Annotated in this window: 26 protein-coding genes; all 26 read left to right on the top strand. The window is 48.0% G+C overall.

What is annotated here, in order from left to right:
- Positions 1–13: 13 nt before the first annotated feature.
- The 26 genes from rimP to AC4OGX_RS20890 all read left to right on the top strand — a co-directional run bounded on the left by rimP (position 14) and on the right by AC4OGX_RS20890 (position 24229).
- Complete coding sequence (gene rimP, locus AC4OGX_RS21015) at positions 14–481, top strand: ribosome maturation factor RimP (RefSeq protein ID WP_493332816.1); 468 nt, start codon at positions 14–16, stop codon at positions 479–481.
- Positions 482–498: 17 nt separating this feature from the next.
- Entirely contained in the window at positions 499–1713 is a 1215-nt protein-coding gene (nusA, locus tag AC4OGX_RS21010; RefSeq protein WP_493332814.1) for a transcription termination factor NusA, read from the top strand.
- Between the two features lie 32 nt (positions 1714–1745).
- Complete coding sequence (gene rnpM, locus AC4OGX_RS21005) at positions 1746–2000, top strand: RNase P modulator RnpM (RefSeq protein ID WP_216240811.1); 255 nt, start codon at positions 1746–1748, stop codon at positions 1998–2000.
- Positions 1987–2310, top strand: coding sequence for a L7Ae/L30e/S12e/Gadd45 family ribosomal protein (locus tag AC4OGX_RS21000; RefSeq protein ID WP_493332813.1), 324 nt, complete (start codon positions 1987–1989; stop codon positions 2308–2310). The genes rnpM and AC4OGX_RS21000 overlap by 14 nt, the downstream gene beginning before the upstream one ends.
- Before the next feature lie 14 nt (positions 2311–2324).
- On the top strand, positions 2325–5333 hold the full coding sequence (gene infB / locus AC4OGX_RS20995) for a translation initiation factor IF-2 (protein WP_493332811.1): 3009 nt from the start codon (positions 2325–2327) through the stop codon (positions 5331–5333).
- 38 nt (positions 5334–5371) lie between these two features.
- The gene (rbfA, locus tag AC4OGX_RS20990; RefSeq protein WP_493332810.1) at positions 5372–5743 is read left to right on the top strand and encodes a 30S ribosome-binding factor RbfA; all 372 of its coding nucleotides are present in this window, start codon (positions 5372–5374) and stop codon (positions 5741–5743) included.
- Position 5744: 1 nt separating this feature from the next.
- Positions 5745–6701: a DHH family phosphoesterase gene (locus AC4OGX_RS20985; protein ID WP_493332809.1), complete on the top strand. Its 957-nt coding sequence runs from the start codon at positions 5745–5747 to the stop codon at positions 6699–6701.
- A gap of 111 nt (positions 6702–6812) precedes the next feature.
- Positions 6813–7808, top strand: a complete 996-nt coding sequence (gene truB / locus AC4OGX_RS20980) for a tRNA pseudouridine(55) synthase TruB (RefSeq protein WP_493332808.1) — start codon at positions 6813–6815, stop codon at positions 7806–7808.
- A gap of 2 nt (positions 7809–7810) precedes the next feature.
- Positions 7811–8719 carry a bifunctional riboflavin kinase/FAD synthetase gene (locus tag AC4OGX_RS20975; protein ID WP_493332807.1) on the top strand — a complete coding sequence of 303 codons (909 nt, stop codon included), beginning with the start codon at positions 7811–7813 and terminating at the stop codon, positions 8717–8719.
- A 23-nt stretch (positions 8720–8742) separates the two neighbouring features.
- Positions 8743–10395 carry a Na/Pi cotransporter family protein gene (locus AC4OGX_RS20970; RefSeq protein ID WP_493332806.1) on the top strand — a complete coding sequence of 551 codons (1653 nt, stop codon included), beginning with the start codon at positions 8743–8745 and terminating at the stop codon, positions 10393–10395.
- 235 nt (positions 10396–10630) lie between these two features.
- On the top strand, positions 10631–10897 hold the full coding sequence (gene rpsO / locus AC4OGX_RS20965) for a 30S ribosomal protein S15 (protein ID WP_493332805.1): 267 nt from the start codon (positions 10631–10633) through the stop codon (positions 10895–10897).
- Between the two features lie 321 nt (positions 10898–11218).
- Positions 11219–13306 carry a polyribonucleotide nucleotidyltransferase gene (locus AC4OGX_RS20960; protein WP_493332804.1) on the top strand — a complete coding sequence of 696 codons (2088 nt, stop codon included), beginning with the start codon at positions 11219–11221 and terminating at the stop codon, positions 13304–13306.
- Between the two features lie 442 nt (positions 13307–13748).
- Positions 13749–14693, top strand: a complete 945-nt coding sequence (gene spoIIIAA, locus AC4OGX_RS20955; RefSeq protein WP_493332803.1) for a stage III sporulation protein AA — start codon at positions 13749–13751, stop codon at positions 14691–14693.
- On the top strand, positions 14678–15196 hold the full coding sequence (locus tag AC4OGX_RS20950; RefSeq protein WP_493332802.1) for a stage III sporulation protein AB: 519 nt from the start codon (positions 14678–14680) through the stop codon (positions 15194–15196). The genes spoIIIAA and AC4OGX_RS20950 overlap by 16 nt, the downstream gene beginning before the upstream one ends.
- A 41-nt stretch (positions 15197–15237) precedes the next feature.
- The gene (spoIIIAC, locus tag AC4OGX_RS20945) at positions 15238–15432 is read left to right on the top strand and encodes a stage III sporulation protein AC (protein WP_216240776.1); all 195 of its coding nucleotides are present in this window, start codon (positions 15238–15240) and stop codon (positions 15430–15432) included.
- A gap of 51 nt (positions 15433–15483) precedes the next feature.
- On the top strand, positions 15484–15870 hold the full coding sequence (locus AC4OGX_RS20940) for a SpoIIIAC/SpoIIIAD family protein (RefSeq protein ID WP_493332801.1): 387 nt from the start codon (positions 15484–15486) through the stop codon (positions 15868–15870).
- Complete coding sequence (locus AC4OGX_RS20935) at positions 15867–17093, top strand: stage III sporulation protein AE (RefSeq protein ID WP_493332799.1); 1227 nt, start codon at positions 15867–15869, stop codon at positions 17091–17093. Before AC4OGX_RS20940 ends, AC4OGX_RS20935 begins: the two co-directional genes overlap by 4 nt.
- Positions 17094–17109: 16 nt before the next feature.
- Entirely contained in the window at positions 17110–17475 is a 366-nt protein-coding gene (locus AC4OGX_RS20930) for a stage III sporulation protein AF (RefSeq protein WP_493332798.1), read from the top strand.
- Positions 17465–18076, top strand: a complete 612-nt coding sequence (locus AC4OGX_RS20925) for a SpoIIIAG-related protein (protein WP_493332797.1) — start codon at positions 17465–17467, stop codon at positions 18074–18076. Before AC4OGX_RS20930 ends, AC4OGX_RS20925 begins: the two co-directional genes overlap by 11 nt.
- A gap of 15 nt (positions 18077–18091) precedes the next feature.
- Positions 18092–18712, top strand: a complete 621-nt coding sequence (locus AC4OGX_RS20920; RefSeq protein ID WP_493332796.1) for a SpoIIIAH-like family protein — start codon at positions 18092–18094, stop codon at positions 18710–18712.
- Between the two features lie 256 nt (positions 18713–18968).
- Entirely contained in the window at positions 18969–20561 is a 1593-nt protein-coding gene (locus tag AC4OGX_RS20915; RefSeq protein ID WP_493332795.1) for a peptide chain release factor 3, read from the top strand.
- A gap of 86 nt (positions 20562–20647) precedes the next feature.
- A complete protein-coding gene (locus AC4OGX_RS20910; RefSeq protein ID WP_493332794.1) occupies positions 20648–21031 on the top strand; it encodes an Asp23/Gls24 family envelope stress response protein in 384 nt (127 codons plus the stop codon).
- A gap of 444 nt (positions 21032–21475) precedes the next feature.
- Positions 21476–21874: a transcription antitermination factor NusB gene (gene nusB / locus AC4OGX_RS20905; protein ID WP_493333056.1), complete on the top strand. Its 399-nt coding sequence runs from the start codon at positions 21476–21478 to the stop codon at positions 21872–21874.
- A 25-nt stretch (positions 21875–21899) separates the two neighbouring features.
- Positions 21900–23114, top strand: a complete 1215-nt coding sequence (gene xseA / locus AC4OGX_RS20900) for an exodeoxyribonuclease VII large subunit (protein WP_493332793.1) — start codon at positions 21900–21902, stop codon at positions 23112–23114.
- Positions 23104–23349, top strand: a complete 246-nt coding sequence (xseB, locus tag AC4OGX_RS20895) for an exodeoxyribonuclease VII small subunit (protein ID WP_493332792.1) — start codon at positions 23104–23106, stop codon at positions 23347–23349. Before xseA ends, xseB begins: the two co-directional genes overlap by 11 nt.
- Complete coding sequence (locus AC4OGX_RS20890) at positions 23339–24229, top strand: polyprenyl synthetase family protein (protein ID WP_493332791.1); 891 nt, start codon at positions 23339–23341, stop codon at positions 24227–24229. Before xseB ends, AC4OGX_RS20890 begins: the two co-directional genes overlap by 11 nt.
- Positions 24230–24242: the final 13 nt, after the last annotated feature.

Genomic DNA, 24242 nt, shown 5'->3' with positions numbered 1-24242 from the left:
AAGGGAGTTTAGCGTGTCAAGAAAAGAACAGTATGAACTTAAGACAGAAGAGCTTTTGGAACCGATCGTGACAGGGTTCGGCTTCGAACTGGTGGATGTAGAATATGTGAAGGAGGCCGGAACATGGTATCTGCGGGCTTATATCGATAAGCCGGGCGGGATCACCGTGGATGACTGCGAAGCAGTCAGCAGGAAGTTTTCAGATATTCTGGATGAAAAGGATTATATAGAAGATGCGTATATCTTCGAAGTGAGTTCCCCGGGACTTGGCAGGCCGCTTAAAAAGGAGAAAGATTTTAAGCGCAGTCTGGGCGAGGAAGTGGAGATCAGGACATATCGGGCGATCGACCGCCAGAAGGAGTTTGTCGGAATTTTAAAAGACTATGATAAGAATACTGTAACGATAGAATACGAAGATGAGTCTGTTCAGACCTTCGACAAAAGTGAGATCGCGCTTATCCGCTTAGCTTTGGATTTTTAATTTAGGAGGAAATAATAATGAATACAGAATTATTGGAAGCATTGACAATTCTTGAACAGGAAAAGAACATCAGCAAAGATACAATGATGGATGCCATCGAGAATTCTCTCATCAGCGCATGCAAGAACCATTTTGGAACATCAGATAATATCAAAGTCATCATGGACCGCGAGACATGCGACTATGCAGTGTATGCGGAGAAGGAAGTTGTAGAGGAAGTGTTTGACCCGGCTATCGAGATCAGCCTGGAGGACGCGGAAAAGATCGACTCTGCACTGCAGATCGGAGATGTTGCCCAGATACCGATCGAGTCCAAATCTTTTGGACGTATTGCAACACAGAATGCAAAGAACCTGATCTTACAGAAGATCAGAGAAGAAGAGCGTAAAGTTGTATACGATCAGTATTTTGAAAAAGAGAAAGATATCGTAACAGGTATTGTTCAGCGTTATGTGGGAAGAAATATAAGTATCAATCTGGGAAGAGCCGATGCAATGCTGACAGAGAACGAGCAGGTAAAAGGGGAAGTATTCAAGCCGACAGAGCGTATCAAATTATACGTTGTAGAAGTGAAGAATACACCGAAGGGACCAAAGATCCTTGTTTCCCGTACACATCCTGAGCTTGTGAAGCGTCTGTTTGAGGCAGAGGTTGCAGAAGTAAAGGACGGAACCGTGGAGATCAAGAGTATCGCACGTGAGGCAGGCTCCCGTACAAAGATGGCAGTCTGGTCTAACGATGAGAATGTAGATCCGGTCGGCGCATGTGTCGGAATGAACGGTGCCAGAGTCAACGCGGTTGTCAATGAGCTGCGCGGCGAGAAGATCGACATCATCAACTGGGATGAAAATCCGGCGCTTCTGATCGAGAATGCACTCAGCCCTGCAAAGGTTATTTCCGTTATGGCTGACCCGGATGAGAAGGCCGCAAGTGTCATCGTACCGGACTACCAGTTATCTCTGGCGATCGGTAAGGAAGGACAGAACGCAAGACTTGCCGCACGTCTGACCGGATATAAGATTGATATCAAGAGTGAGACACAGGCCATCGAATCAGGAGAGCTCCCGGAAGATTACATGGAGCAGATGGGAATGATGGAAGACGGATATACCGGGGAGGCATATGACGGCGGTTATGAAGAAGAATATCCGCAGGATTATGAGGAGCCGGCAGAGAATCCGGTAGAGCAGGATTATGAAGAGATTGAATTCATCGAGACAGATGGTGAATAGAGGTGGAATGATTGAACAATAGGAAGATACCGATGCGTAAATGCGTTGGCTGCGGCGAGATGAAGCCGAAGAAGGAATTGATACGCGTCTTACGCACAGCTGATGAGGAATTTGTATTGGATGCGACCGGGAAGAAGAATGGCCGCGGTGCTTATCTGTGCTGCTCAAAGGAGTGTTTCCAAAAGGCAGTCAAAAGCAAAGGCTTGGAGCGTTCCTTCAAGCAGGCGATCCCTGCCGAAGTATATGAGCGTCTGGAAAAGGAGATGAACGAGATTGATACAAAGTAAAGCGTTATCTCTGGTCGGACTTGCGACAAAGGCGGGTAAGACAGTGAGCGGAGAATTCATGACAGAGAAGGAAGTGAAGTCAGGAAGGGCCGCACTGGTGATCGTCGCGGACGATGCATCAGACAATACAAAAAAGAAGTTTCGTGATATGTGTGAATTTTATAAGGTTCCAATTTATTTTTACGGAGATAAAGATACCTTAGGGCATGCAATGGGAAAAGAATTCCGTGCATCTCTGGCGATATTGGACGAAGGATTTGCAAAGGGAATTCGAAAACATTTAGAAACGAAAGACAATACAATTGCATAAAGGAGGTAGTTAATATGACAAAAATGAGAGTACATGAACTGGCTAAAGAGCTGGGGATGGAAAATAAAGAACTGATGGATATTTTAGTAAAGAAGAACGTTGAGGTGAAAAGCCACATGAGTTCTTTAGCCGATGAGGTGGTGGACAATATAAGAAAGAGCCATAAAGGCAGCCCTGCTCCGGCAGCGAAGCCGGCACAGGCAAAGCCTGCTGAGGGTGAAAAGGCAGCTGAGGACGGCGCACCAAAGAAGAAAAATATCGTGCAGGTATTCCGTCCGCAGAATTCTAAGAGCGGCTCCCGTATGGGCAGCGGCCATCCGGGAGCACGTCCTCAGGGAAACCGTCCGGCTGGGAACACCCAGGGAGCGCGCCCGCAGGGAGGACGTCCGGCAGGTTCAGGACAGGGACAGCGCCCGCAGACCACAGGACAGGGACACGCAGCAGAAAGTGCACAGCGTCAGCAGCCAGCGGCTTCCCCGCAGACCTCTGCAGGAACAACTCAGGGCCAGAGCATCCAGGGAGCAGCAGGACAGCGTCCGGCAGCACAGGGAACACCAAGACAGTCCGCAGCATCCCAGGATTCAAGACCGAACCAGTCTTCTGGACAGAGAAATTACAATTCTCAGAATCAGAGGAATACAGAGGGCGGTCAGAGATATAATAATAACCGCGGCGGACAGGACAGAAATTATGACAGCCAGGGAAGCCGTAATAATAACGGCCAGCGCCAGGGCGGAGGCTATGCAGGAAATAACCAGCGCCAGGGAGGCGGTTATGCAGGAAATAACCAGCGTCGGGAAGGCGGTTATGCAGGAAATAACCAGCGTCAGGGAGGAAACTATGCAGGAAACTCTCAGCGTCAGGGAGGCAGCTACGCAGGAAACGCTCAGCGTCAGGGAGGCGGTTATGCAGGAAATGGCCAGCGTCAGGGCGGAAGCTATGCAGGAAACTCTCAGCGCCAGGGAGGCGGCTATGCAGGAAACTCCCAGCGTCAGGGAGGCGGCTATGCAGGAAATAACCAGCGCGGAGGAAATACGTCTTCCCGTCCGGGAGAACGCCGTGATAACAGAAGGGATGACATGCCGACACCATTGGTAGAGCAGCAGAAAGCATCCAGAAACAAGGCAAAGGATAAAGAAAAAGATTACAAGAAAAAAGAATACAAAGATAAAGATTTTGACAGCAAGGGCAAGAAGGGGAAAAAGCAGAAGGCGGTTGTAGAGGTTCAAAAGCCGCAGCCGAAGCAGGTAGAAAAGAAAGTGGAAGAGATCAAACAGATCATCCTTCCAGAAGTACTGACCATCAAAGAGCTTGCTGACAAGATGAAACTGGTTCCTTCTGCGATCGTGAAGAAATTATTCATGCAGGGCAAGATCGTGACTGTAAACCAGGAGATCGATTATGAGACTGCAGAAGAGATCGCAATGGAATTTGATGTGCTCTGCGAGAGAGAGCCGGTTATTGACGTCATCGAAGAGCTTCTGAAAGAGGAAGAGGAAGATGAAAGCAAAATGGTGAAACGTCCTCCGGTAGTTTGTGTCATGGGCCATGTTGACCATGGTAAGACCTCCCTTCTGGATGCCATCCGTCATACCAATGTGATCGGCCGCGAGGCCGGCGGTATCACACAGCACATCGGTGCATATGTGGTGGAGGCAAACGGCGAGAAGATCACGTTTTTGGATACTCCGGGACATGAGGCGTTCACGGCTATGCGTATGCGCGGTGCCAATGCGACAGATATCGCGATCCTGGTCGTGGCAGCGGATGACGGTGTGATGCCGCAGACAGTGGAGGCGATCAACCATGCGAAGGCAGCCGGGATCGAGATCATTGTAGCGATCAATAAGATCGATAAACCAAGTGCGAATATTGACAGGGTAAAACAGGAGCTTGCAGAGTACGAGCTGATCCCGGAGGATTGGGGCGGAAGCACTATTTTCGTGCCGGTATCTGCACATACGAAAGAGGGTATCAAGGACTTACTTGAGATGATCCTTTTGACTGCAGAAGTAATGGAATTAAAGGCAAATCCGGACCGTGCCGCAAGAGGTCTGGTCATCGAGGCAGAGCTGGATAAAGGAAAAGGTTCTGTTGCAACTGTACTTGTACAGAAGGGAACTCTCCATGTAGGAGACGCCATTGCAGCCGGTTCCGCACACGGTAAAGTCAGAGCTATGATGGATGACAAGGGACGCAGAGTGAAAGAGGCAGGCCCGTCACAGCCGGTGGAGATCCTGGGACTGAATGATGTACCGAATGCAGGAGAGGTTTTCGTAGGATGTGACACAGAGAAAGAAGCAAGAAACTTTGCAGAGACCTTTATTTCACAGAACAAGGTAAAACTGCTTGATGATACGAAGTCCAAGATGAGCCTGGATGATCTGTTCACACAGATCAAGGAAGGTAACTTAAAAGAACTCAATATCGTTGTGAAAGCCGATGTACAGGGATCTGTAGAGGCATTGAAGCAGAGTCTGTTAAAGCTGTCCAACGATGAGGTTGTTATCAAGATCATCCATGGCGGTGTAGGTGCGATCAATGAATCAGACGTGATCCTGTCTTCTGCATCCAATGCGATCATCATTGGATTCAATGTGCGTCCGGATGCAACAGCGAAAGAGATCGCAGACCGTGAAGGCGTAGACCTGAGACTTTACAGAGTCATTTACAATGCGATCGAAGATGTGGAGGCAGCCATGAAGGGTATGCTTGATCCGATCTTCGAGGAAAAGGTGCTTGGACACGCAGAAGTACGCCAGACATTCAAGGCATCCGGTGTCGGGACCATTGCAGGTTCATATGTATTGGATGGTATCTTTGAAAGACACTGTTCCGTGCGTCTGACACGTGACGGAATCGTAATGTTTGACGGACCGCTTGCATCCCTGAAGCGTTTCAAAGATGACGTGAAGGAAGTACGTGCAGGATACGAGTGTGGTTTCGTATTTGAGAGTTATAATGACATCAAGGAAGGCGACCTTGTGGAAGCCTACAAGATGGTAGAGATTGAAAGAAAATAAGACCGTAGATTTTGCAGCGGTTGTGTGAAGGAGCATTTATGAGAAAAAACAGTATTAAGAATACAAGGATCAATACAGAAGTGCAGCGTGAATTAAGCAACATCCTGCGCGGAGGGATCAAGGACCCGAGAGTTGCGCCCATGACCTCTGTCGTAGCTGTAGAGGTGGCTCCTGACCTGAAAACCTGTAAAGCATATATCAGTGTGCTTGGCGACAAGAAGGCACAGGAGGATACGATCAAGGGCCTCCAGAGCGCGGAAGGATATATCAGACGTGAGCTGGCAAGGACGATTAATATGAGGAACACTCCGGAGATCAAATTCATCATAGACCAGTCGATAGAATATGGAGTAAATATGAGCAAGAAGATCGACGAGCTGACGAAAGATCTGAAAGACGAGGATGAGTAAAATGAATGTACAGTTATCTGATATCCTAAAGGAGAAAAAGACAGTCGCTCTGGGCGGGCATATCCGCCCGGATGGGGACTGTGTAGGCTCCAGTATGGGGCTGTATCTGTATTTAAAAGAGCAGTACCCTCATCTTGAGACTGACGTGTATCTGGAAGAGGTGCCAAAGGCTTATCAGATCATCCAAAAGACAGAGGAAGTGAAAAGCCAGATCCCGGCGGATAAGCAGTATGATCTGTTTATCTGCCTGGACTGCGGCGATGAAAAGCGTCTGGGCTTTTCCGCACCTTTGTTTCGGGGGGCAGAACAGACCCTGTGTATCGATCATCATGTAAGCAATGAGGCGTTTGCAGATATCAATTACATTGTGCCGGATGCCAGCTCCACGTCAGAGCTGGTCTTTCGGCTGCTTGACATAGAGAAGATAAGCCGTCCCGCAGCGGAGGCACTTTACATGGGAATCGCCCATGATACGGGGGTATTCCAGTATTCCTGCACCTCACCGGAGACGATGGAGGCTGCGGCTGAGCTGATGAGAAAAGGGATCGATGGCAATGAGATCATCGACCGGACTTATTATGAGAAGACTTATGTGCAGAATCAAATTCTGGGCAGGGCCCTGTTAGAAAGCATTCTGGTCCTGGATAAGAAATGTATCGTTTCGGTCGTGGATCAGAAGGTGCTGGAATTTTACGGTGCACATCCAAGTGACCTGGAAGGGATCGTAAGCCAGCTTAGGCAGACAAAAGGCGTGGAAGTGGCCATGTTTATGTATGAATTAGAAAACAGGCAGTTCAAGGTCAGTCTGCGCTCCAAAGGGAAGGTGGATGTCAGCGTGATCGCCAAGTACTTTGGCGGCGGCGGACATGTGCGGGCAGCCGGTTTCAGCATGACAGGTTCCAGCCATGACGTGATCAATAACGTAACAGGGCAGATTGCACTTCAGCTGGAAGCTTAAAACAGGATTTTTGACGGAACACAAGTCGGTATTTAACCTCATCAAGGAAGGAGCAAAGCGGATCATGAATATCCGTTTTGACTATAGAAGGACGAGTGTAAGGAAGACGATATGATAAATGGAATCATCAATGTATACAAAGAAAAAGGCTTTACTTCACATGATGTAGTTGCCAAGCTTCGGGGGATCGCGGGGCAGAAGAAGATCGGCCATACCGGGACTCTGGATCCCGATGCCGAGGGGGTACTGCCGGTCTGTCTGGGAAAAGCAACAAAATTGTGTGATATGCTGACAGAAAAAGATAAGACCTATGAAGCAGTCCTTTTGCTTGGAAAGACGACAGATACACAGGATATTTCAGGCACCGTTCTGGAAGAAAAGGATACAAGCCTTCTGACTGTGGAAAAAATAGAAGAGTGTATACGATCATACATCGGCGGATATGAACAGATTCCGCCGATGTATTCTGCACTGAAAGTAAACGGCAGAAAGCTTTATGAACTTGCCCGGGAAGGGAAAGAAGTGGAGCGTAAGGCCCGAAAGGTGCAGATCTATGACATCCGGATCAAGAAGATCGAGATTCCCCGTGTAACGATGGAGGTGGACTGCTCGAAAGGAACCTATATCCGTACACTGTGCCATGATATCGGCAGGGATCTTCATACAGGTGCCTGCATGGAGGAGCTCCTGCGGACAAAGGTGAGCTGCTTTTCACTGAAAGACAGCCTTAGGCTTGGCGAGATTGAAAAGCTGAAGACAGAAGGCAGGCTCATGGAAATTGTCCGTCCTGTGGATCAGATGTTTTCAGAATATCCGGCATTAGTCGTAGACAAGGAGCATGCGCCTCTTTCTTATAACGGGAATCCGCTTCAGGCATGTTTTCTGCGGGAAAGACCAGAGGCCGCACCACAGTCTGGACAGCCAGATTCCGGGAATAAGACGCACACTTTGGGCAGTGCCTGCCGCAAGGAAGCATTTAGGGACCAAGCAGGGATCAGGGTCTATGATGAGGACGGCAGATTCATCGGGATCTATCGTTATCACGGAAAAAGAAAAGAATACAAGCTGGAAAAAATGTTTTTGGACCAGGAAGAATTGCGGGGATAGACATGAGGTATTATACAGATATTGATTCTTATCAGGGAAACAAAAAGACAGCTGTAACACTGGGAAAATTCGACGGCCTTCATAAAGGACATCAGAAGCTGGTCAGCAGAGTCGTGGAAGCGGCCGAAAGAGAGAATTTGGAAAGTGTAGTGTTCTCCTTTGATATGAAGCGGGAATCACTGCTTACAAATGAAGAACGCAGGGCGCATCTGGAAAATCAGGCAGACTGCATGATACAGTGCCCTTTTACCCGGGAGATCCGGGAGATGGAGGCGGAGATATTTATAAAGGAAGTGCTGGCAGAGCGGCTTCATGCCTCTTATATTGCCGTGGGAAGGGATTTTCGCTTCGGACACGGCAAGCGCGGTGATGTGCGTATGCTGGCTGAATATGCGGACGTATATCAATACCGTCTGGATGTACTGGATAAGGAAATGTACGGTGAGAGGGAGATCAGCAGCACCTATATCAGGGAAGCGCTTGCCTTAGGGGATGTTGAGCTTGCCGGTAAACTTTTAGGCTACCCTTATCATATGTCCGGGGTGGTGGAGCATGGCAGACGCCTGGGGCGTACGCTTGGCTTCCCCACAATGAATGTGGCTCCGTCAAATGGAAAGATCATGCCGAAATTTGGCGTGTATGCCTGCCGGGTGCAGGTAGACGGACAATGGTTCGGCGGGATCGGCAATGTCGGGATCAAACCAACCGTTACGGAGTCGTCCAGACTTTTAGTGGAGGTATTTGTATTTGGTTACGAGGGGGATGCCTACGGGAAAGAGGTTACCGTAGAATTTTGTGCTTTTGAGCGTCCGGAAACGAAATTTGGTTCTGTGGAGGACTTAAAGGCACAGGTAGACCGTGATATAGCATATGGAAAGCACTATTTTCAAAAGTTGTCTTTGGAAGTATAGAGAAAGAGATTAGGTAGGTACAAATGAGTATAACAACTATTTTTCTGCTGTTAGGAGGGCTCGGATTATTTTTATTCGGGATGACGATGATGAGCGACGGGCTGGAACGGGTAGCAGGTGCACGAATGCGCTCTATCCTGGAATTCTTCACGAAGAACAGATTCGTCGGGATGCTGGTCGGAATCCTATTTACGGCCGTGGTCCAGTCTTCGAGTGCAACCACAGTAATGGTCGTAAGTTTTGTCAACTCAGGGCTTATGAACCTGTATCAGGCTGCCGGGGTTATCCTGGGAGCGAATATCGGTACAACGGTTACCGGGCAGCTGATCGCATTTAATCTTTCAGACGTCGCGCCGCTTTTTGTGATTGTCGGTGTTGTGATGTTCATGTTCAGCAAGAAGCAGAACGTCAAGAAGATCGGCGGAGTGATCTTAGGATTCGGTATTCTTTTTATGGGATTGAGTACGATGAGTGACGCTATGTCCTCACTTCGGGAGTCACCGCATATGGTTGGACTGTTAAAGTCACTGACCAATCCATTGGCTGCTATATTAGTTGGATTCGGGATTACGGCGGTGCTTCAGAGCTCCTCTGCAACAGTTGGTATCGTCATTTTGATGGCGTCCCAAGGACTTTTAAATATCCCGATCTGTTTCTTTTTGATCCTGGGATGCAATATGGGCTCCTGCGTATCAGCACTCATCGCCAGCCTGGGAGGCAAAAAAGATGCCAAAAGAGCGGCATGGATCCATTTTTTGTTCAATATTTTTGGGTCTCTGATCATTTTTATAATCCTGATGTTCGCGCTGAATCCGATCTCGGATGCGATCATGAAGGTATCCGGCGGAAATCCGGGCAGAGCAGTAGCGAATGCACATACGCTGATCAAGATCTGCGAGGTTGTATTCCTGTTCCCGTTTATGAACTGGGTTGTAAAAGCAACCTATGTCATCATCCCGGGGGAGGATGCTTCTCAGGAAGATGCGTACGAGCTGAAGTATATCGGGAAAAGTACTATGATCACACCGACAACGGCGGTCATCGCAGTTATCCAAGAGCTGGAGCATATGGGAGAGCTGGCGATCGAGAATCTGAAGCGCGGAATGGATGCATTATGTACGCTGGATGAGGAAAAGATCGCGGAGGTCTATAGACAGGAAGGTTATATCGATTATTTAAATAAAGCGATCACCAATTATCTGGTGCGCATCAATGAGATGGATATTCCGATCGCGGATGCGAAGATGGTCGGCGGGCTGTTCCATGTGGCTAACGATATCGAGCGGATCGGCGATCATGCGGAAAATTTTGCGGACTCTGCAAAAATGAGGATCGAGAGGCATATCTCCTTTAGCGAAAAGGGCGTCAAGCAGCTGCAGGAAATGATGGATCTGGTAGAAAAGACGCTGGAGTACTCTTTTGATATGTTTGCAAACCGCAGTCAGGCACATATGGCGGAAGTCATTGCGCTTGAGGATGAAGTGGATGAGCGTGAGAAGAAGCTTCAAAAGGCACATGTAAAGCGTCTGACGAAGGGCAAATGCAGCCCGGAGGCAGGGATGATATTTTCCGATACGATCTCCGGGCTGGAGCGTGTGGCTGACCATGCCACGAATATTGCCTTTGCCATATTAGAGCCTCAGGATGTGGATGAGTCGGAGGAGGACGAAGAGTAGGCGCAGACATGGGGAAGCAGATAAGAAAAATGAATAGAAATGAATCGTGAAGGTAATGAAGATAAATAGGGAAGATAAATAGTGAAGATAAATAGGAAATTACTGCTTTACATACCGAAAGTCTTATGCTATACTAACCGAGTATGAATTCAGCCGGTGTTCGGTAATTGGATCACTCCGACCATTGCTTAATGCCAGGCGGTTTATCAAAGAAAATAAAAGGAGGAAACAAAACATGATCGCAAAAGAAAAGAAACAGGCAATCATCGCAGAGTATGGCAGAAGTGAGGGAGATACAGGATCTCCGGAAGTACAGATCGCAATTCTGACAGCAAGAATCAACGAACTGACAGATCACTTCAAAGCAAACCCGAAGGATCACCACTCAAGAAGAGGTCTTCTTAAGATGGTAGGACAGAGACGTGGTCTGCTGGCATACCTGAAAAAGTCAGATATTGAAAGATATCGTGCATTGATCGAGAAACTTGGATTAAGAAAATAATCCGAAGGATCATCAGAAAAAATAGTCGGCAGTTATCAGATAACTGTCAAATGATAAAGAGCTCTAAGGCGGGAAATAAGGCCTTGGGGCTCTTTTAAAATGCAAAAGGTGAGAATATTCTGATAATGGCGTGCAAAGGGGTCTGACCCCTTTGAAAATCCCTTGATTAAAGTGACTGCCTATGCTATAATATCTAAGATTGCGGACAGGTTACAAGCACCCGAGACCACTGAAAAGGATATTAGTGCCCTAATGTGTTTTTCAGTAGTTTCGGAGTCTCCTGCCGTGAAGAATGTATTATTTATATAAAAGGAGAACAATATGTTTAAAAAGTTTGAAATGGAGCTTGCAGGCAGAACTCTGCGTGTAGATGTGGGCAGAGTTGCAAAGCAGGCGAATGGTGCCGTATTGATGCACTATGGTGACACAACTGTACTTTGTACAGCAACAGCATCTGAGAAACCGAGAGAGGGAATCGATTTCTTCCCGCTGAGCGTGGAATATAACGAGAGGTTATATTCTGTCGGCAAGATCCCGGGAGGATTCAATAAGAGAGAAGGCAAGGCTTCTGAAAATGCGGTCCTGACATGCCGCGTGATCGACAGGCCGATGAGACCTCTGTTCCCGAAAGATTATAGAAATGACGTAACATTAGAAAACCTGGTTATGTCCGTGGATCAGGACTGCAGCCCGGAGCTGACAGCAATGCTTGGTGCGGCTATCGCCACAAGTATTTCCGATATCCCTTTTGATGGACCGATCTCTACGACACAGGTAGGTCTGGTCGACGGAGAATTTGTATTTAATCCGACAGCAGCACAGAAGGAAGTATCCGACCTTGCACTGACGGTTGCTTCTACAAAGGAAAAGGTCATCATGATCGAAGCTGGTGCGAACGAAGTACCGGAAGACAAGATGATCGATGCGATCTTTGCTGCACATGAACTGAACCAGAAGGTGATCGCTTTTGTTGAGACGATCGTTGCAGAATGTGGGAAGCCAAAGCACTCTTATGAGAGCTGTGCTGTACCGGAAGAGTTATTTACAGCCATCAAAGAGATCGTGCCTCCGGCAGAAATGGAAGAGGCAGTTTTCACAGATGACAAGCAGACTAGAGAAGAGAACATCCGTGTTATCACTGCAAAATTAGAAGAAGCCTTTGCTGAAAAGGAAGAATGGCTGAATGTACTTGGAGAGGCTGTTTACCAGTATCAGAAGAAGACTGTAAGAAAGATGATCTTAAAAGACCAGAAGCGTCCGGACGGACGTGCGATCGACCAGATCCGTCCTCTGGCTGCTGAGATCGACCTGATCCCGAGAGTACACGGTTCTGCAATGTTCACACGTGGACAGACACAGATCTGTACAGTAACAACGCTGGCGCCGTTATCTGATGCACAGAGAATCGACGGACTGGATGAGGCTGAGACATCTAAGAGATATATGCATCACTACAACTTCCCGTCTTACTCTGTAGGAGAGACAAAGCCGTCCAGAGGTCCGGGACGCCGCGAGATCGGACATGGTGCATTGGCTGAGAGAGCATTGATCCCGGTACTTCCAAGTGAAGCCGAGTTCCCATATGCGATCCGTACCGTATCAGAGACATTTGAGTCCAACGGTTCCACATCACAGGCAAGTATCTGTGCATCCAGTATGTCACTGATGGCCGCAGGTGTGCCGATTAAAGCAGCAGTAGCAGGTATCTCAGCAGGACTGGTAACTGGCGATACGGATGATGATTACCTCGTATTGACTGATATCCAGGGGCTGGAAGACTTCTTCGGAGATATGGACTTTAAGGTAGCAGGTACACATAAGGGTATCACAGCCATCCAGATGGATATTAAGATCCACGGACTGACCAGACCGATTATTGAAGAAGCGATCGCTGCAACCAAGAAAGCAAGAACCTTCATCCTGGATGAAGTGATGAATAAGACGATTGCAGAACCAAGAACAGAAGTAGGGCAGTTTGCACCGAAGATCATGCAGATGCAGATTGACCCGCAGAAGATCGGCGATGTAGTAGGACAGCGCGGTAAGACGATCAATGCGATCATCGAGCAGACAGGCGTGAAGATCGATATCACAGATGATGGTGCCGTATCTATCTGCGGAACCGATAAGGAAAGCATGGATCAGGCAGCAAAGATCATCGCTACGATCACAACAGACTTCGAAGCTGGACAGATCTTTGAAGGAAAAGTAATCAGTATCAAAGAGTTTGGAGCATTCCTGGAGTTTGCACCGGGAAAAGAAGGAATGGTACACATTTCTAAGATCTCCAAGCAGAGAGTCAACAAAGTAGAAGATGTACTCAAACTGGGCGATGTCGTAAAAGTAGTCTGCCTTGGAAAAGATAAGATGGGACGCTTTAGCTTCAGTATGCGCGATGTAGCTGAGTAGGAGGCGCTCACAGACATGCCAGCCAGGGCTTTGAAACGCGGCGGGTACTGTGTATGGATACTTGACGTTTGTTAAGGAATTCTAAGAAATAAAAAGGCCGGAAATCCGGGAGAAAATGTGATTCGGAATCACATTTTCTCCCGGATTTCCGGCCTTTTTATTTCAAGAATTCCTAAACGCACTCTATGCCATCCATACACAGCACCCGTCGTGCTTCAAAGCCCCGGCTGGCATCCCTGTTCGCTAGACGCATCAAACCGGCCCAGCGGGGCACGTGGATCGGAAGGGGACAAAAAGCGGTACAATTCTATCTATTATATTCTGCCGGCTCTATTCTATCGGTTAGCCAAAAGCGATCCGTCTTCCTCACCATAAAATCTCCCCATAAATTTTATTCATATTTTAGGATTCCCCTCATATATTGTTTAAAGAGGTGGACAAGATGAATGAGTTAAACAGAAAACGACAGATCCTTCAGGTGCTGGCGCGTCCCGTCCGGGCAATCGTTGAGGATGAAGCTTTGGATTTTGAGAAGGTACAGGAAATCCGGCTGCGGATCGGGAAACCTCTGATAGTGGTCTATGACAATGAGGAGCACATCCTGCCTCAAGGGCAGGGTGAAGGACATCTGGTTACAAAGGAAGAGATCCGGGAGACGCTGGAGTATACCAGCCATTATTCCCTCTATGCATATGAACATGAGATGAAGCAGGGATTTATCACGATCGAAGGAGGGCACCGCGTGGGAGTGATGGGCAAGGCAATACTGGAAAATGATCATGTAAAGAATCTGCAGTATATTTCTTCGGTGAATATCAGGATGTCCCATGAAGTTTTGGGATGCGCAGACAGGATCCTTCCGTTTATTACGAAAAACCGGCAGGTGTGCCATACACTGGTCATCTCACCGCCGCGCTGCGGAAAGACAACCTTGATAAGGGATCTGATCCGCCAGATCTCGGACGGAAATACCTATGTGAAGGGATGTACAGTGGGAGTTGTAGATGAACGCTCAGAGATCGGAGGGTGTTACCTGGGGGTGGCGCAGAATGAACTGGGAATGCGTACAGACGTACTGGACTGCTGTCCCAAGGCGGAAGGAATGATCATGCTGATCCGTTCCATGGCGCCACAGGTGATTGCGGTGGATGAGATCGGCTCACTGGAGGATATCCACGCCATAGAGTATGCGATGCAGTGTGGATGCAAGATGATTGCCAGCGTGCATGGACTGACAATGGATGAGGCGCACGAAAAGCCTGTACTGGGCAGACTGATTAAAGAACGGAGATTCGAACGTTACATATTACTGGGAAATGAAAAACGGCCTGGAGAGGTGAAGGCAGTCTACGATGAACGGGGGAGCCTTCTATGCAGAGATTTATAGGAAGCCTGCTGATCATTGCAGCAACCACGGGGACTGGGATTGTCTATGGTACAGAGTTACAGCGGTATCTGGAAAAGCTGCTGTACATCCGGCATATCGTGTACATGCTTAAAGGAGAGATCGAGTATGCAAACGCACCTTTGGGAGAAGTGTTCGGCCGGGTAGGAATACGTGTAAAAGAGCCTTTCCGAAGCTGGCTTTTAGCAATGGAGAAACAGATTGAAAAAAGAGAGGAAGCGGAATTTTCCCGGATATGGAACCGTGGCATTGACCGCTATTTAAAGGAACTGCATTTAAAAAGCACCCATTCCATTCAATTGAAGGAACTGGGAACCTTCCTGGGCCAGCTGGATGGAGGCACACTGGGAAGGACCATGCAGCTTTACTTAAACAGGCTGGAGCTGGAGATTGAAAAAGTGAGGGAAGGGATGGCAGCAAAGAAGAGAATCAGCAACTGTCTTGGAGTGATGGGAGGGATCTTTCTGGTTGTCATACTGTTGTAACGATATAAAATCACAGGAGTGAATAGATACAGGAGGAATCCATGACCATAAATCTGATATTTAAAATTGCGGCAGTCGGGATATTGGTCTCGATCCTAAGCCAGGTACTGAAACACAGTGGGAGAGATGAGCAGGCATTTTTGACAAGCTTTGCGGGGCTGATCCTGGTGTTGTCCTGGGTGCTGCCGTATATCTATGATTTGTTTTCATCTATTAAGCAGCTTTTTTCTCTGTAGGGGGAAGAAGGAATCAGGGAAAGGCTATGTAAGACAAAGGGGAGCATTTTTATGAATATGATCCAGATCGGCGTGATCGGTGTGATCGGGGCACTTCTATCGATCCAGTTTAAAAGTGGAAAATCAGAATATGGGATCTACATGAGCGTGGCGATCAGCATCCTGATCTTTGCATGCATTGTAGACAAGCTGGAGCTGTTTGTGAGAACCGTCTCACAGGTCAGCCAGTATATTAAGATCGATACAAGCTATCTGGCTGCTATGCTCAAAATGATCGGGATCACTTACATCGCGGAGTTTTCATCCAGTGTCTGTAAAGATGCGGGGTATCATTCGATCGCGGTTCAGATCGAGATATTCAGTAAGCTGACGATCCTGGCCCTGGGGCTTCCGGTCCTCTTAGCACTGCTTGAGACCATCAGGGAGTTCCTGGCATGAGAGTAGAGAAGAAAAAAAATTGTCGTCCCCTTTCCTTCCTAATACGAACCCTCCTTTTGGTTTTCTTTCTGGCTTTTTCCGGCTTTTATCCGGGCGCTTCGAAAAGCCTCTTGGTATACGCGGCAGATACGGATACAGACAGCCCGGAAGTGGACTACGAAGCCCTGGAGGATGAGACACAGCAGAAGCTTTTTTCGGAATTTGATTTTACGGAAATAGATGACAGCTTAAAGAAGATTTTCCCTGATAAAAAAATGGGGTTCCAGGAACTGATCTCATCCCTGATCAGCGGTGAAGGGGAAAATGCGGGGCAGATGGTCATGCAGTTTGTGTCAGACCAGCTGAGCTACGAGTTCCGGTATAATAAACAGAATCTTGCTTATATGCTGCTGATCGCGATTATAGCGGCGGTCTTTACAAATTTTTCAAATGCGTTCCAGAACAAACAGGTCTCCGAGATCAGTTTTTATGTCCTTTACATGCTGCTGATCACAATGTGCCTGAATTCATTCAGAATTGCCATGGCAGGGATCGAGGGGCATCTGGAGCTGCTTTTAGATTTTATGCGGGTGCTCTGTCCGAGCTATTTCCTGGCGGTGGCGATCGCATCGGGGAGCAGCAGTTCCCTGATCTTTTATAATATCGTGCTCTTTCTTATTTATGTTGCAGAGACACTGATCTTAAGATTTCTGCTCCCGCTCGTGAATATCTATATCATGGTGCAGGTGATGAATTACCTGGCAGGGGAAGAGTACCTGTCCCAATTCGCTGAGCTTTTAAAGAAACTGATCTCCTGGATCCTAAAAACACTTGTGACCTGTGTGATCGGGATCAATGTGATCCAGGGGATGCTGGCTCCGGCGATCGATGCCCTTAAACGCAGTGCCTTAACGAAAACAGCGGAAGCCATTCCCGGGATAGGGAATGCGATCGGTGGTGTGACTGACGTTGTTTTAGGAACAGCGGTCCTGATCAAAAACGGAATCGGAATGGCTGGTGCAGCGGTATTGATCGCCATCTGTGCGGTCCCCATCCTGCAGATGGCCGTTATGACATTACTGTATAAGCTGGCAGCGGCCCTGGTACAGCCGGTTTCTGATAAAAGGATCACCGGATGTATCGGAAGCGTAAGTGAAGGGTATGAGCTTCTGGTAAAAGTCATCTTTTCAACAGGGGTGCTTTTCCTGCTAACGATCGCGGTCGTGACGGCTTCTACTACATGACAGGAGGGAAGTAAAAGTGTTTGAATTCTTATACGAATGGATCCAGAACCTTGCATTTTATCTGGTCATCATCACAGCTGTGATCCAGATCCTTCCAGGCAGGAGTTACAAGAAGTACATTCAGTTTTTTTCGGGCATGGTTATGATCCTTTTGATGCTGACCCCGATCCTGAAACTGACAGGAATGGAAAGCAGTTTTCACGAGTTATACCACAGCAGGGAATACGAGATGGAAAAGGAGGAGATCCAAAGACAAGAAAGTTATTTCAAGGATTTGGATCTCCTGGATTTTCTGCCGGAAGAATATCAGGCAGAGACCACCGGGGAGCAGGAAGAGGTCCCAAATAAAGTAGAAGTGGAGGAGATACACCTTGGACAATAAGTGGAAGAACCTCTTGGAAAAAATGAAAGAGAAAACTGCACTTCCAAAGAAAAACCAGCTTTTGATCCTTTTGCTGATCGGAATCCTGCTTGTTGTGATCGCGATCCCTGCTCCGGGGAAAAGTAAAAATACAGAGACAGACAGCAGTACGAAAAAGGCATCTGGCCCCTCGGACGGCATTTATCCGGATTCCAGCGAAGAATATGAGGAGTATCTGGAGCAACGCGTTGCCAGGACATTAGAATACGTGGAAGGAGTGGGAAAAGCGGAGGTTATGATCACTTTAAAATCCTCCGGGCAGAAGATCATTGAAAAGGATCAAAAGAACAGCAGCCAGAAGACAAATGAGGAGGACAGCTCGGGCGGGAGCAGGAGTGTGCAGGATAATACTACGGATAAGACCAGTATTTACGAGCAGGGGGCAGACGGTTCACAGTCGCCCTATGTAAGCAAGGAGCTCACGCCGGAGATCGCCGGTGTGGTCGTGATCGCGGAGGGGGGAGATAATGCGGTCGTGGTACAGAATATTACAGAGGCAATTCAGGCATTATTCGGCGTAGAGGCGCATAAAATTAAAATAATGAAAAGGACTGATACATAAAAAGGAGGATTCCAAGTGAAGCGTTTATTTAAGAAGAATCAGATCATCATTACTACTTTGGCAGTTATGATTGCCATTGCCGGATACCTGAATTATTCAGGGCGGCTGTTCGGAGAATCAGACAAAGGTACCACAGAAGCCAATGCAGAGCTGGCAAACAAGGAGCTTTTAGACATTTCGGAGGAGGACATTGAGACAGGAACAAAGGATATCGCCAGCAATGATTCCGATGTGGAAGGCACACCCGGCGAGGCAGTCCTGACAAACAGCGGCGCAGACACCACGGTAGCTCAGGCTAAGGTTGCCAGGGAACAGGTGCGCGCACAGAACAAAGAGACGCTGCAGGCGATCATTGATAACACGAACATCAGTGAAGAGGAAAAATCGGATGCGATCGCTCAGATGGTGAAAATGACAGAGCTTTCCGAGCAGGAGGTGGCGATCGAGACACTGATGGCTTCCAAAGGTTTCTCGGATTCTGTTGTAAGCCTGACGGAGGATTCCGCGGATATCGTGGTGGACAGTGCCGAACTGACGGATGCAAACCGTGCTCAGATCGAAGACATCGTAACGAGAAAATCTGATATTTCTCCGGAAAATATTGTGATCACACCGATCAATGCTACAGCAGAATAGGACGGCTTAAGGGTAGATGGAAATATTTTGCACGATTTGTGGACAGAATACAGGAATGAGTGTAAAAAATCTGGAAATTGGGCAGAATATTTCCAGTAAACAATTGCGGCAGAACCTTACTTATGTTAAAATTATTCAATGTGCCAAGCCAGATACATTTATATAGAAGCATTCCGGCTTAGGACCATAGGATGTATTTTCGGCCGGGACCGTCCGGACCTTTGCTGAAAGTAAGTTAGAGGAGAACAATAAAGCTATGTCAGAGATTACGAATGAAATAAAAAAGAGAAGAACCTTTGCGATCATTTCCCACCCTGATGCGGGAAAGACGACACTGACGGAGAAGTTTCTGCTTTATGGGGGTGCCATTAACCAGGCAGGTTCTGTAAAAGGGAAAGCCACCGCCAGGCATGCAGTCTCAGACTGGATGGAGATTGAGAAGGAGAGAGGTATTTCTGTCACTTCTTCAGTATTGCAGTTTAACTATGGAGGGTACTGTATTAATATCCTGGATACACCGGGACATCAGGATTTCTCGGAGGATACTTACCGTACCTTGATGGCTGCGGATTCCGCAGTCATGGTGATTGATGCCTCAAAGGGTGTCGAGGCACAGACGAGGAAGCTTTTTAAGGTCTGCGTAATGCGCCACATCCCGATCTTTACGTTTATCAATAAGATGGACAGAGAAGCAAGAGACACCTTCGAGCTTCTGGATGAGATCGAGAAGGAGCTGGGGATCGCAACCTGCCCGGTCAACTGGCCGATCGGTTCAGGAAAAGCTTTTAAAGGGGTGTATGACAGGGCACAGAAGGAAGTGGAGCTGTTCTCTGATACAAATAAAGGAACGACCACCGGAGAGGTACGAAAGATCGATGCCAACAACCCGGAACTGGACTGGATCCTGGGAACAGAAGCTAAGATCGCCCTGGAGGATGAGATCGAACTGCTGGACGGTGCATCCGCAGAGTTTGACCAGGACATGGTAAATAAAGGAGAACTGTCACCTGTATTTTTCGGGTCTGCATTAACAAATTTCGGTGTGGAGACATTTTTACAGCATTTCCTAAAAATGACCAGTTCTCCTCTTCCGAGGATGTCAGATCACGGAGAGATCGACCCGATGACGGAACCGGATTTTTCAGCATTTGTATTTAAGATCCAGGCAAATATGAATAAGGCACACAGGGACAGGATCGCATTTATGCGGATCTGCTCCGGGGCTTTTGAGGCCGGGATGTCGGTCTATCATGTGCAGGGGGGCAAAGATGTGCGTCTCTCACAGCCGCAGCAGATGATGGCGAGTGAGAGAAAGATCGTGGAACATGCATACGGCGGAGATATCATCGGTATTTTTGATCCGGGTATATTTTCCATTGGAGATACCCTGACCACCTCCAAAGAAAAATTTGCTTATGAAGGGATCCCGACCTTCGCGCCAGAGCATTTTGCCAGAGTACGCCAGGTGGATACTATGAAGCGGAAGCAGTTCGTAAAAGGGATCAACCAGATCGCACAGGAAGGTGCGATCCAGATCTTCCAGGAGTACAATACAGGGATGGAGGAGATCATTGTCGGGGTAGTCGGTGTGCTGCAGTTTGATGTGCTTAAATACCGTCTGGAAAACGAATACAACGTGGAGATCCGTCTGGAGAACCTGCCGTATGAGCATATCAGATGGATCGAAAATGAAGAGATTAACATGGACAAACTGGTGGGAACCTCCGATATGAAGAAGATCAAGGACTTAAAGGACCGTCCGCTTCTTTTGTTTGTCCACGAGTGGAGCATCCGTATGACGATGGACCGCAACAAAGACCTGATCCTTTCCGAATTTGGCCGTTCCTGATATTTCCCTTTGCAAACATAGGGATATTTGATATAATGGAAAAAGAATAAAACAAAAAGAATTAAACCGACGGGAGGTTTTCACAAATGGCAAAGGATGAAAGAAATACTTATACAATACAGAACGACTCCAGTATGGGAGAGGTTAAGATCGCAGACGAGGTGGTGGCAATCATCGCAGCGCTTGCAGCCACAGAAGTAGAGGGTGTTGCATCTATGGCAGGCAATATCACCAACGAACTGATCAGCAAGCTGGGCATGAAGAATCTTTCCAAAGGCGTAAAGGTGGACGTGCTTGAGGGCGTCGTGACCGTATCTCTTGCGCTGAACCTGAAATATAATTACAGTATCATGGAAATCTCATCCAAGGTACAGGAGAAGGTAAAGAACGCGATCGAGAATATGACCGGACTCGAGGTTGCAGATGTCAACATCAAAGTAGCAGGCGTCGAGATGGAGAGTCAGGAGTAGAAAACGGATTTTCCCAAACCGGAAGCACGCAGCCTGTCATGGAAAAGCCATGCAGGGTGTCAGGGGCGTACCTGCCGGAGCGCAGGCATAATAATGAGCTTAGCAGGACTTTATAAAAATCAGTTGGATCAGCGGAATGAAATTTGTTTTCCAAACAAATTTCAACAAGTGCCAAACTGCGTTTGCATCAGCAAACGGAGTGAATCACTTGGATTTCCGCTGATCCGGCTGATTTTTGTTTAGTCCCGCTTAGCGAATGGTAAGCCGCCGCCCCGGCAGGTACACTCCTGATGCCCTGCATGGCCTTTCTGTCGCAGGCGTACTCTCCCCACCCCCGAAAGTATGTTTTCCAAGAATAGTTGCAAAGAGGTGGGAATTTGTAGTATAATAATCAAAGTCGTAACATGTCCCCGTTTTGAGGAGACATTAATGAAAGGAGCCGATATGGTAAGAAGAGAACTTCGGGAGCACATTTTCAAGATGCTGTTCCAGATTGAATTCAATGATATGAGCGATATGCCGGAGCACTTGATGCTTTATTTTGAAAATTTAGAGAGTGCTACAGATGAAGATAAAGAATACATAAAGAAAAAATTCGAAGCAGCAGCAGAAAAAGTACAGGAGATCGACACTATCCTGAATGAGAAGACCACAGGGTGGAAGACTACAAGAATGAGCAAGGTGGATCTGACGATCCTGCGTCTCGCAGTCTATGAGATGAAGTGGGATGATGATGTGCCGACAGGAGTTGCCATCAATGAGGCTGTGGAGCTGGCGAAGAGATTCAGCGGAGAAGAAGGACCGGCCTTTGTAAACGGAGTGCTTGGAAAGCTGGCAGATTAGATCCGGCTTTTAGGAGGGCACGAAGATGCGTAATGTCTATACGGTAAAGCAGGTCAACACGTATATTAAGAATATGTTCACCCAGGATTTTATGCTGAATCGGATCTATGTGAAGGGTGAGGTATCTAATTGTAAATATCATACGTCAGGTCATATATATTTTTCGCTAAAGGATGAGTCCGGCACGATCGCCTGCGTGATGTTCGCGGGTTCGCGGTCAGGGCTTTCTTTTCGTATGCAGGAGGGCCAGCAGGTTGTCGTATTAGGATCTGTCAGTGTTTACGAAAGAGATGGCAGATATCAGCTCTATGCCCGGGAGATCATCCTGGACGGCGCGGGGCTTCTCTATGAAAAGTTTGAGGCTTTAAAAAGGGAGCTGGAAGAGATGGGGATGTTTGCCAGGGAGTATAAGCAGCCTATTCCTTCCTATGTAAAGACAGTGGGCATCGTGACAGCCCCTACAGGTGCTGCAGTCCGGGATATCATCAATATCGCCTCCCGGCGAAACCCTTATGTGCAGCTGATCCTATATCCGGCATTGGTCCAGGGCGAAGGAGCGGCGGCAAGTATCGTCAGAGGGATCAGGGCGCTTGAGAAAAAGGGCGTGGACGTTATGATCGTGGGACGGGGCGGCGGCTCCATCGAGGACCTCTGGGCTTTTAATGAGGAAGCCGTAGCAAGAGCGATTTTTGAATGCCATGTCCCTGTTATTTCTGCGGTCGGACATGAGACAGATACAACGATCGCGGATTATGTGGCAGACCTCAGGGCGCCTACGCCTTCGGCAGCAGCAGAGCTGGCAGTTTATGAGTATCTGACGGTTGCTGGGGCAGCCAGAGAATACGAGGCCCGCATGAGAAGAAATATGATGCAGCGAATCCAGGCAGAGAGACGCAGATGTGAGCAGGCAGCGCTTAAGCTTAAGCTTTCACACCCCAGACAGAAGCTTCTGGAACAGAGGCAGAGAGCCGTGGATTTGGAACAGAGACTCAGGTATTTGATGGAAGACTGCCTGAATCAGAGGCGGCACCGTTTTGCTCTGTACGTGGAGCAGATGAAAGGGCTTTCTCCTTTAGCAAAGCTGAATCAGGGGTATTCTTATGTGGAAGGGCCCTCAGGTGAAAATGTGAAGTCCATACATCAGACAAAGCCGGGTGATGAGATCCGGATTTTTATGACGGACGGCAGTGTCCGTGCAGAGGTAAAAGAAATTGCGGAGGTGACAGAGGATGGCAGGTAAGACGGCTGGCAAAGAAAAGAAAATGACAGAAGAAAAGAAGCGTTCTCTGGAGGAGCTGTTTGAGGATCTGGATCAGGTGGTCTCTAAGCTGGAGGGAGAGGATATTTCCTTAGAGGAATCTTTCCAGTTATACCAGAGGGGAATGGAGATGCTCAAAGAGTGCAATGAGACGATAGATACAGTTGAGAAGAAGGTCCAGATGTTGGATGAGGATGGTGAGACTCATGAATTTTAAGGAAGCATATCAGAAAAAAGTAGAAGAGATCGAGCAGATTTTAAAGGCATATCTGCCGGAACAAAAAGGATACCAGAGAGTCATTATGGAGGCTATGGAGTACAGCCTGATGGCAGGCGGAAAGAGGCTTCGGCCGATGCTCATGAAGGAAACGTACCGGCTGTTCGGCGGCGGGGAGGTTCTGATCGAGCCGTTTATGGCTGCGATCGAGATGATACACACCTATTCTCTTGTACATGATGATCTGCCGGCCATGGATAATGATGACTACCGCAGAGGCAGGAAGACAACGCATGTCGTTTACGGAGAAGATATGGGGATCCTTGCAGGGGATGCACTTTTAAATTATGCATTTGAGACGGCGGGGAAGGCGTTTGATATGGCTCCTGACGAGGCTCTTAGAATTGGACGGGCCTTGCAGATCCTGGCCGGGAAGGCAGGGATCTACGGGATGATCGGCGGCCAGGTGGTAGACGTCAAATCCACCGGGTCTGCGGTTTCCGGTGAGGTGCTGGATTTTATCTACAAGCTCAAGACAGGGGCGCTGATCGAATCCTCCATGATGATCGGTGCCGTTCTTGCGGGTGCAGACGAGGCGCAGGTGAAGACGGTGGAGGAGATCGCCGGCATGGTGGGACTTGCGTTCCAGATCCAGGATGACATCCTGGATGTTACAAGCACAGCTGAGGTTCTGGGCAAACCGATCCGCAGTGATGAGAAGAATGAAAAGACGACTTATGTAACCTGGAAGGGTCTGGATGAGGCAAAAGCACTGGTGGAGCAGATCTCAATGGAAGCGGTGCAGAAGCTGAAAAGCCTGGATCCGCCGGATCTGTATCTGGCAGAGCTGTTAGAATCCTTGATCCACCGGGATAAATAGAAAGCAGGAAAGA

The sequence above is a fragment of the Faecalicatena sp. genome (assembly GCF_058819085.1).
The sequence above is the reverse complement of the archived record's forward strand: the minus strand, read 5'-3'. Positions and strand labels throughout refer to the sequence as shown.

Coding starts and splice junctions, on each gene's coding strand:
- nusA (WP_493332814.1), top strand. CDS start 499: ATGAATACAGAATTATTGGAAGCATTGACAATTCTTGAACAGGAAAAG.
- rnpM (WP_216240811.1), top strand. CDS start 1,746: ATGCGTAAATGCGTTGGCTGCGGCGAGATGAAGCCGAAGAAGGAATTG.
- infB (WP_493332811.1), top strand. CDS start 2,325: ATGACAAAAATGAGAGTACATGAACTGGCTAAAGAGCTGGGGATGGAA.
- rbfA (WP_493332810.1), top strand. CDS start 5,372: ATGAGAAAAAACAGTATTAAGAATACAAGGATCAATACAGAAGTGCAG.
- AC4OGX_RS20985 (WP_493332809.1), top strand. CDS start 5,745: ATGAATGTACAGTTATCTGATATCCTAAAGGAGAAAAAGACAGTCGCT.
- truB (WP_493332808.1), top strand. CDS start 6,813: ATGATAAATGGAATCATCAATGTATACAAAGAAAAAGGCTTTACTTCA.
- AC4OGX_RS20975 (WP_493332807.1), top strand. CDS start 7,811: ATGAGGTATTATACAGATATTGATTCTTATCAGGGAAACAAAAAGACA.
- AC4OGX_RS20970 (WP_493332806.1), top strand. CDS start 8,743: ATGAGTATAACAACTATTTTTCTGCTGTTAGGAGGGCTCGGATTATTT.
- rpsO (WP_493332805.1), top strand. CDS start 10,631: ATGATCGCAAAAGAAAAGAAACAGGCAATCATCGCAGAGTATGGCAGA.
- AC4OGX_RS20960 (WP_493332804.1), top strand. CDS start 11,219: ATGTTTAAAAAGTTTGAAATGGAGCTTGCAGGCAGAACTCTGCGTGTA.
- spoIIIAA (WP_493332803.1), top strand. CDS start 13,749: ATGAATGAGTTAAACAGAAAACGACAGATCCTTCAGGTGCTGGCGCGT.
- AC4OGX_RS20950 (WP_493332802.1), top strand. CDS start 14,678: ATGCAGAGATTTATAGGAAGCCTGCTGATCATTGCAGCAACCACGGGG.
- spoIIIAC (WP_216240776.1), top strand. CDS start 15,238: ATGACCATAAATCTGATATTTAAAATTGCGGCAGTCGGGATATTGGTC.
- AC4OGX_RS20940 (WP_493332801.1), top strand. CDS start 15,484: ATGAATATGATCCAGATCGGCGTGATCGGTGTGATCGGGGCACTTCTA.
- AC4OGX_RS20935 (WP_493332799.1), top strand. CDS start 15,867: ATGAGAGTAGAGAAGAAAAAAAATTGTCGTCCCCTTTCCTTCCTAATA.
- AC4OGX_RS20915 (WP_493332795.1), top strand. CDS start 18,969: ATGTCAGAGATTACGAATGAAATAAAAAAGAGAAGAACCTTTGCGATC.
- AC4OGX_RS20910 (WP_493332794.1), top strand. CDS start 20,648: ATGGCAAAGGATGAAAGAAATACTTATACAATACAGAACGACTCCAGT.
- nusB (WP_493333056.1), top strand. CDS start 21,476: ATGGTAAGAAGAGAACTTCGGGAGCACATTTTCAAGATGCTGTTCCAG.
- xseA (WP_493332793.1), top strand. CDS start 21,900: ATGCGTAATGTCTATACGGTAAAGCAGGTCAACACGTATATTAAGAAT.
- xseB (WP_493332792.1), top strand. CDS start 23,104: ATGGCAGGTAAGACGGCTGGCAAAGAAAAGAAAATGACAGAAGAAAAG.
- AC4OGX_RS20890 (WP_493332791.1), top strand. CDS start 23,339: ATGAATTTTAAGGAAGCATATCAGAAAAAAGTAGAAGAGATCGAGCAG.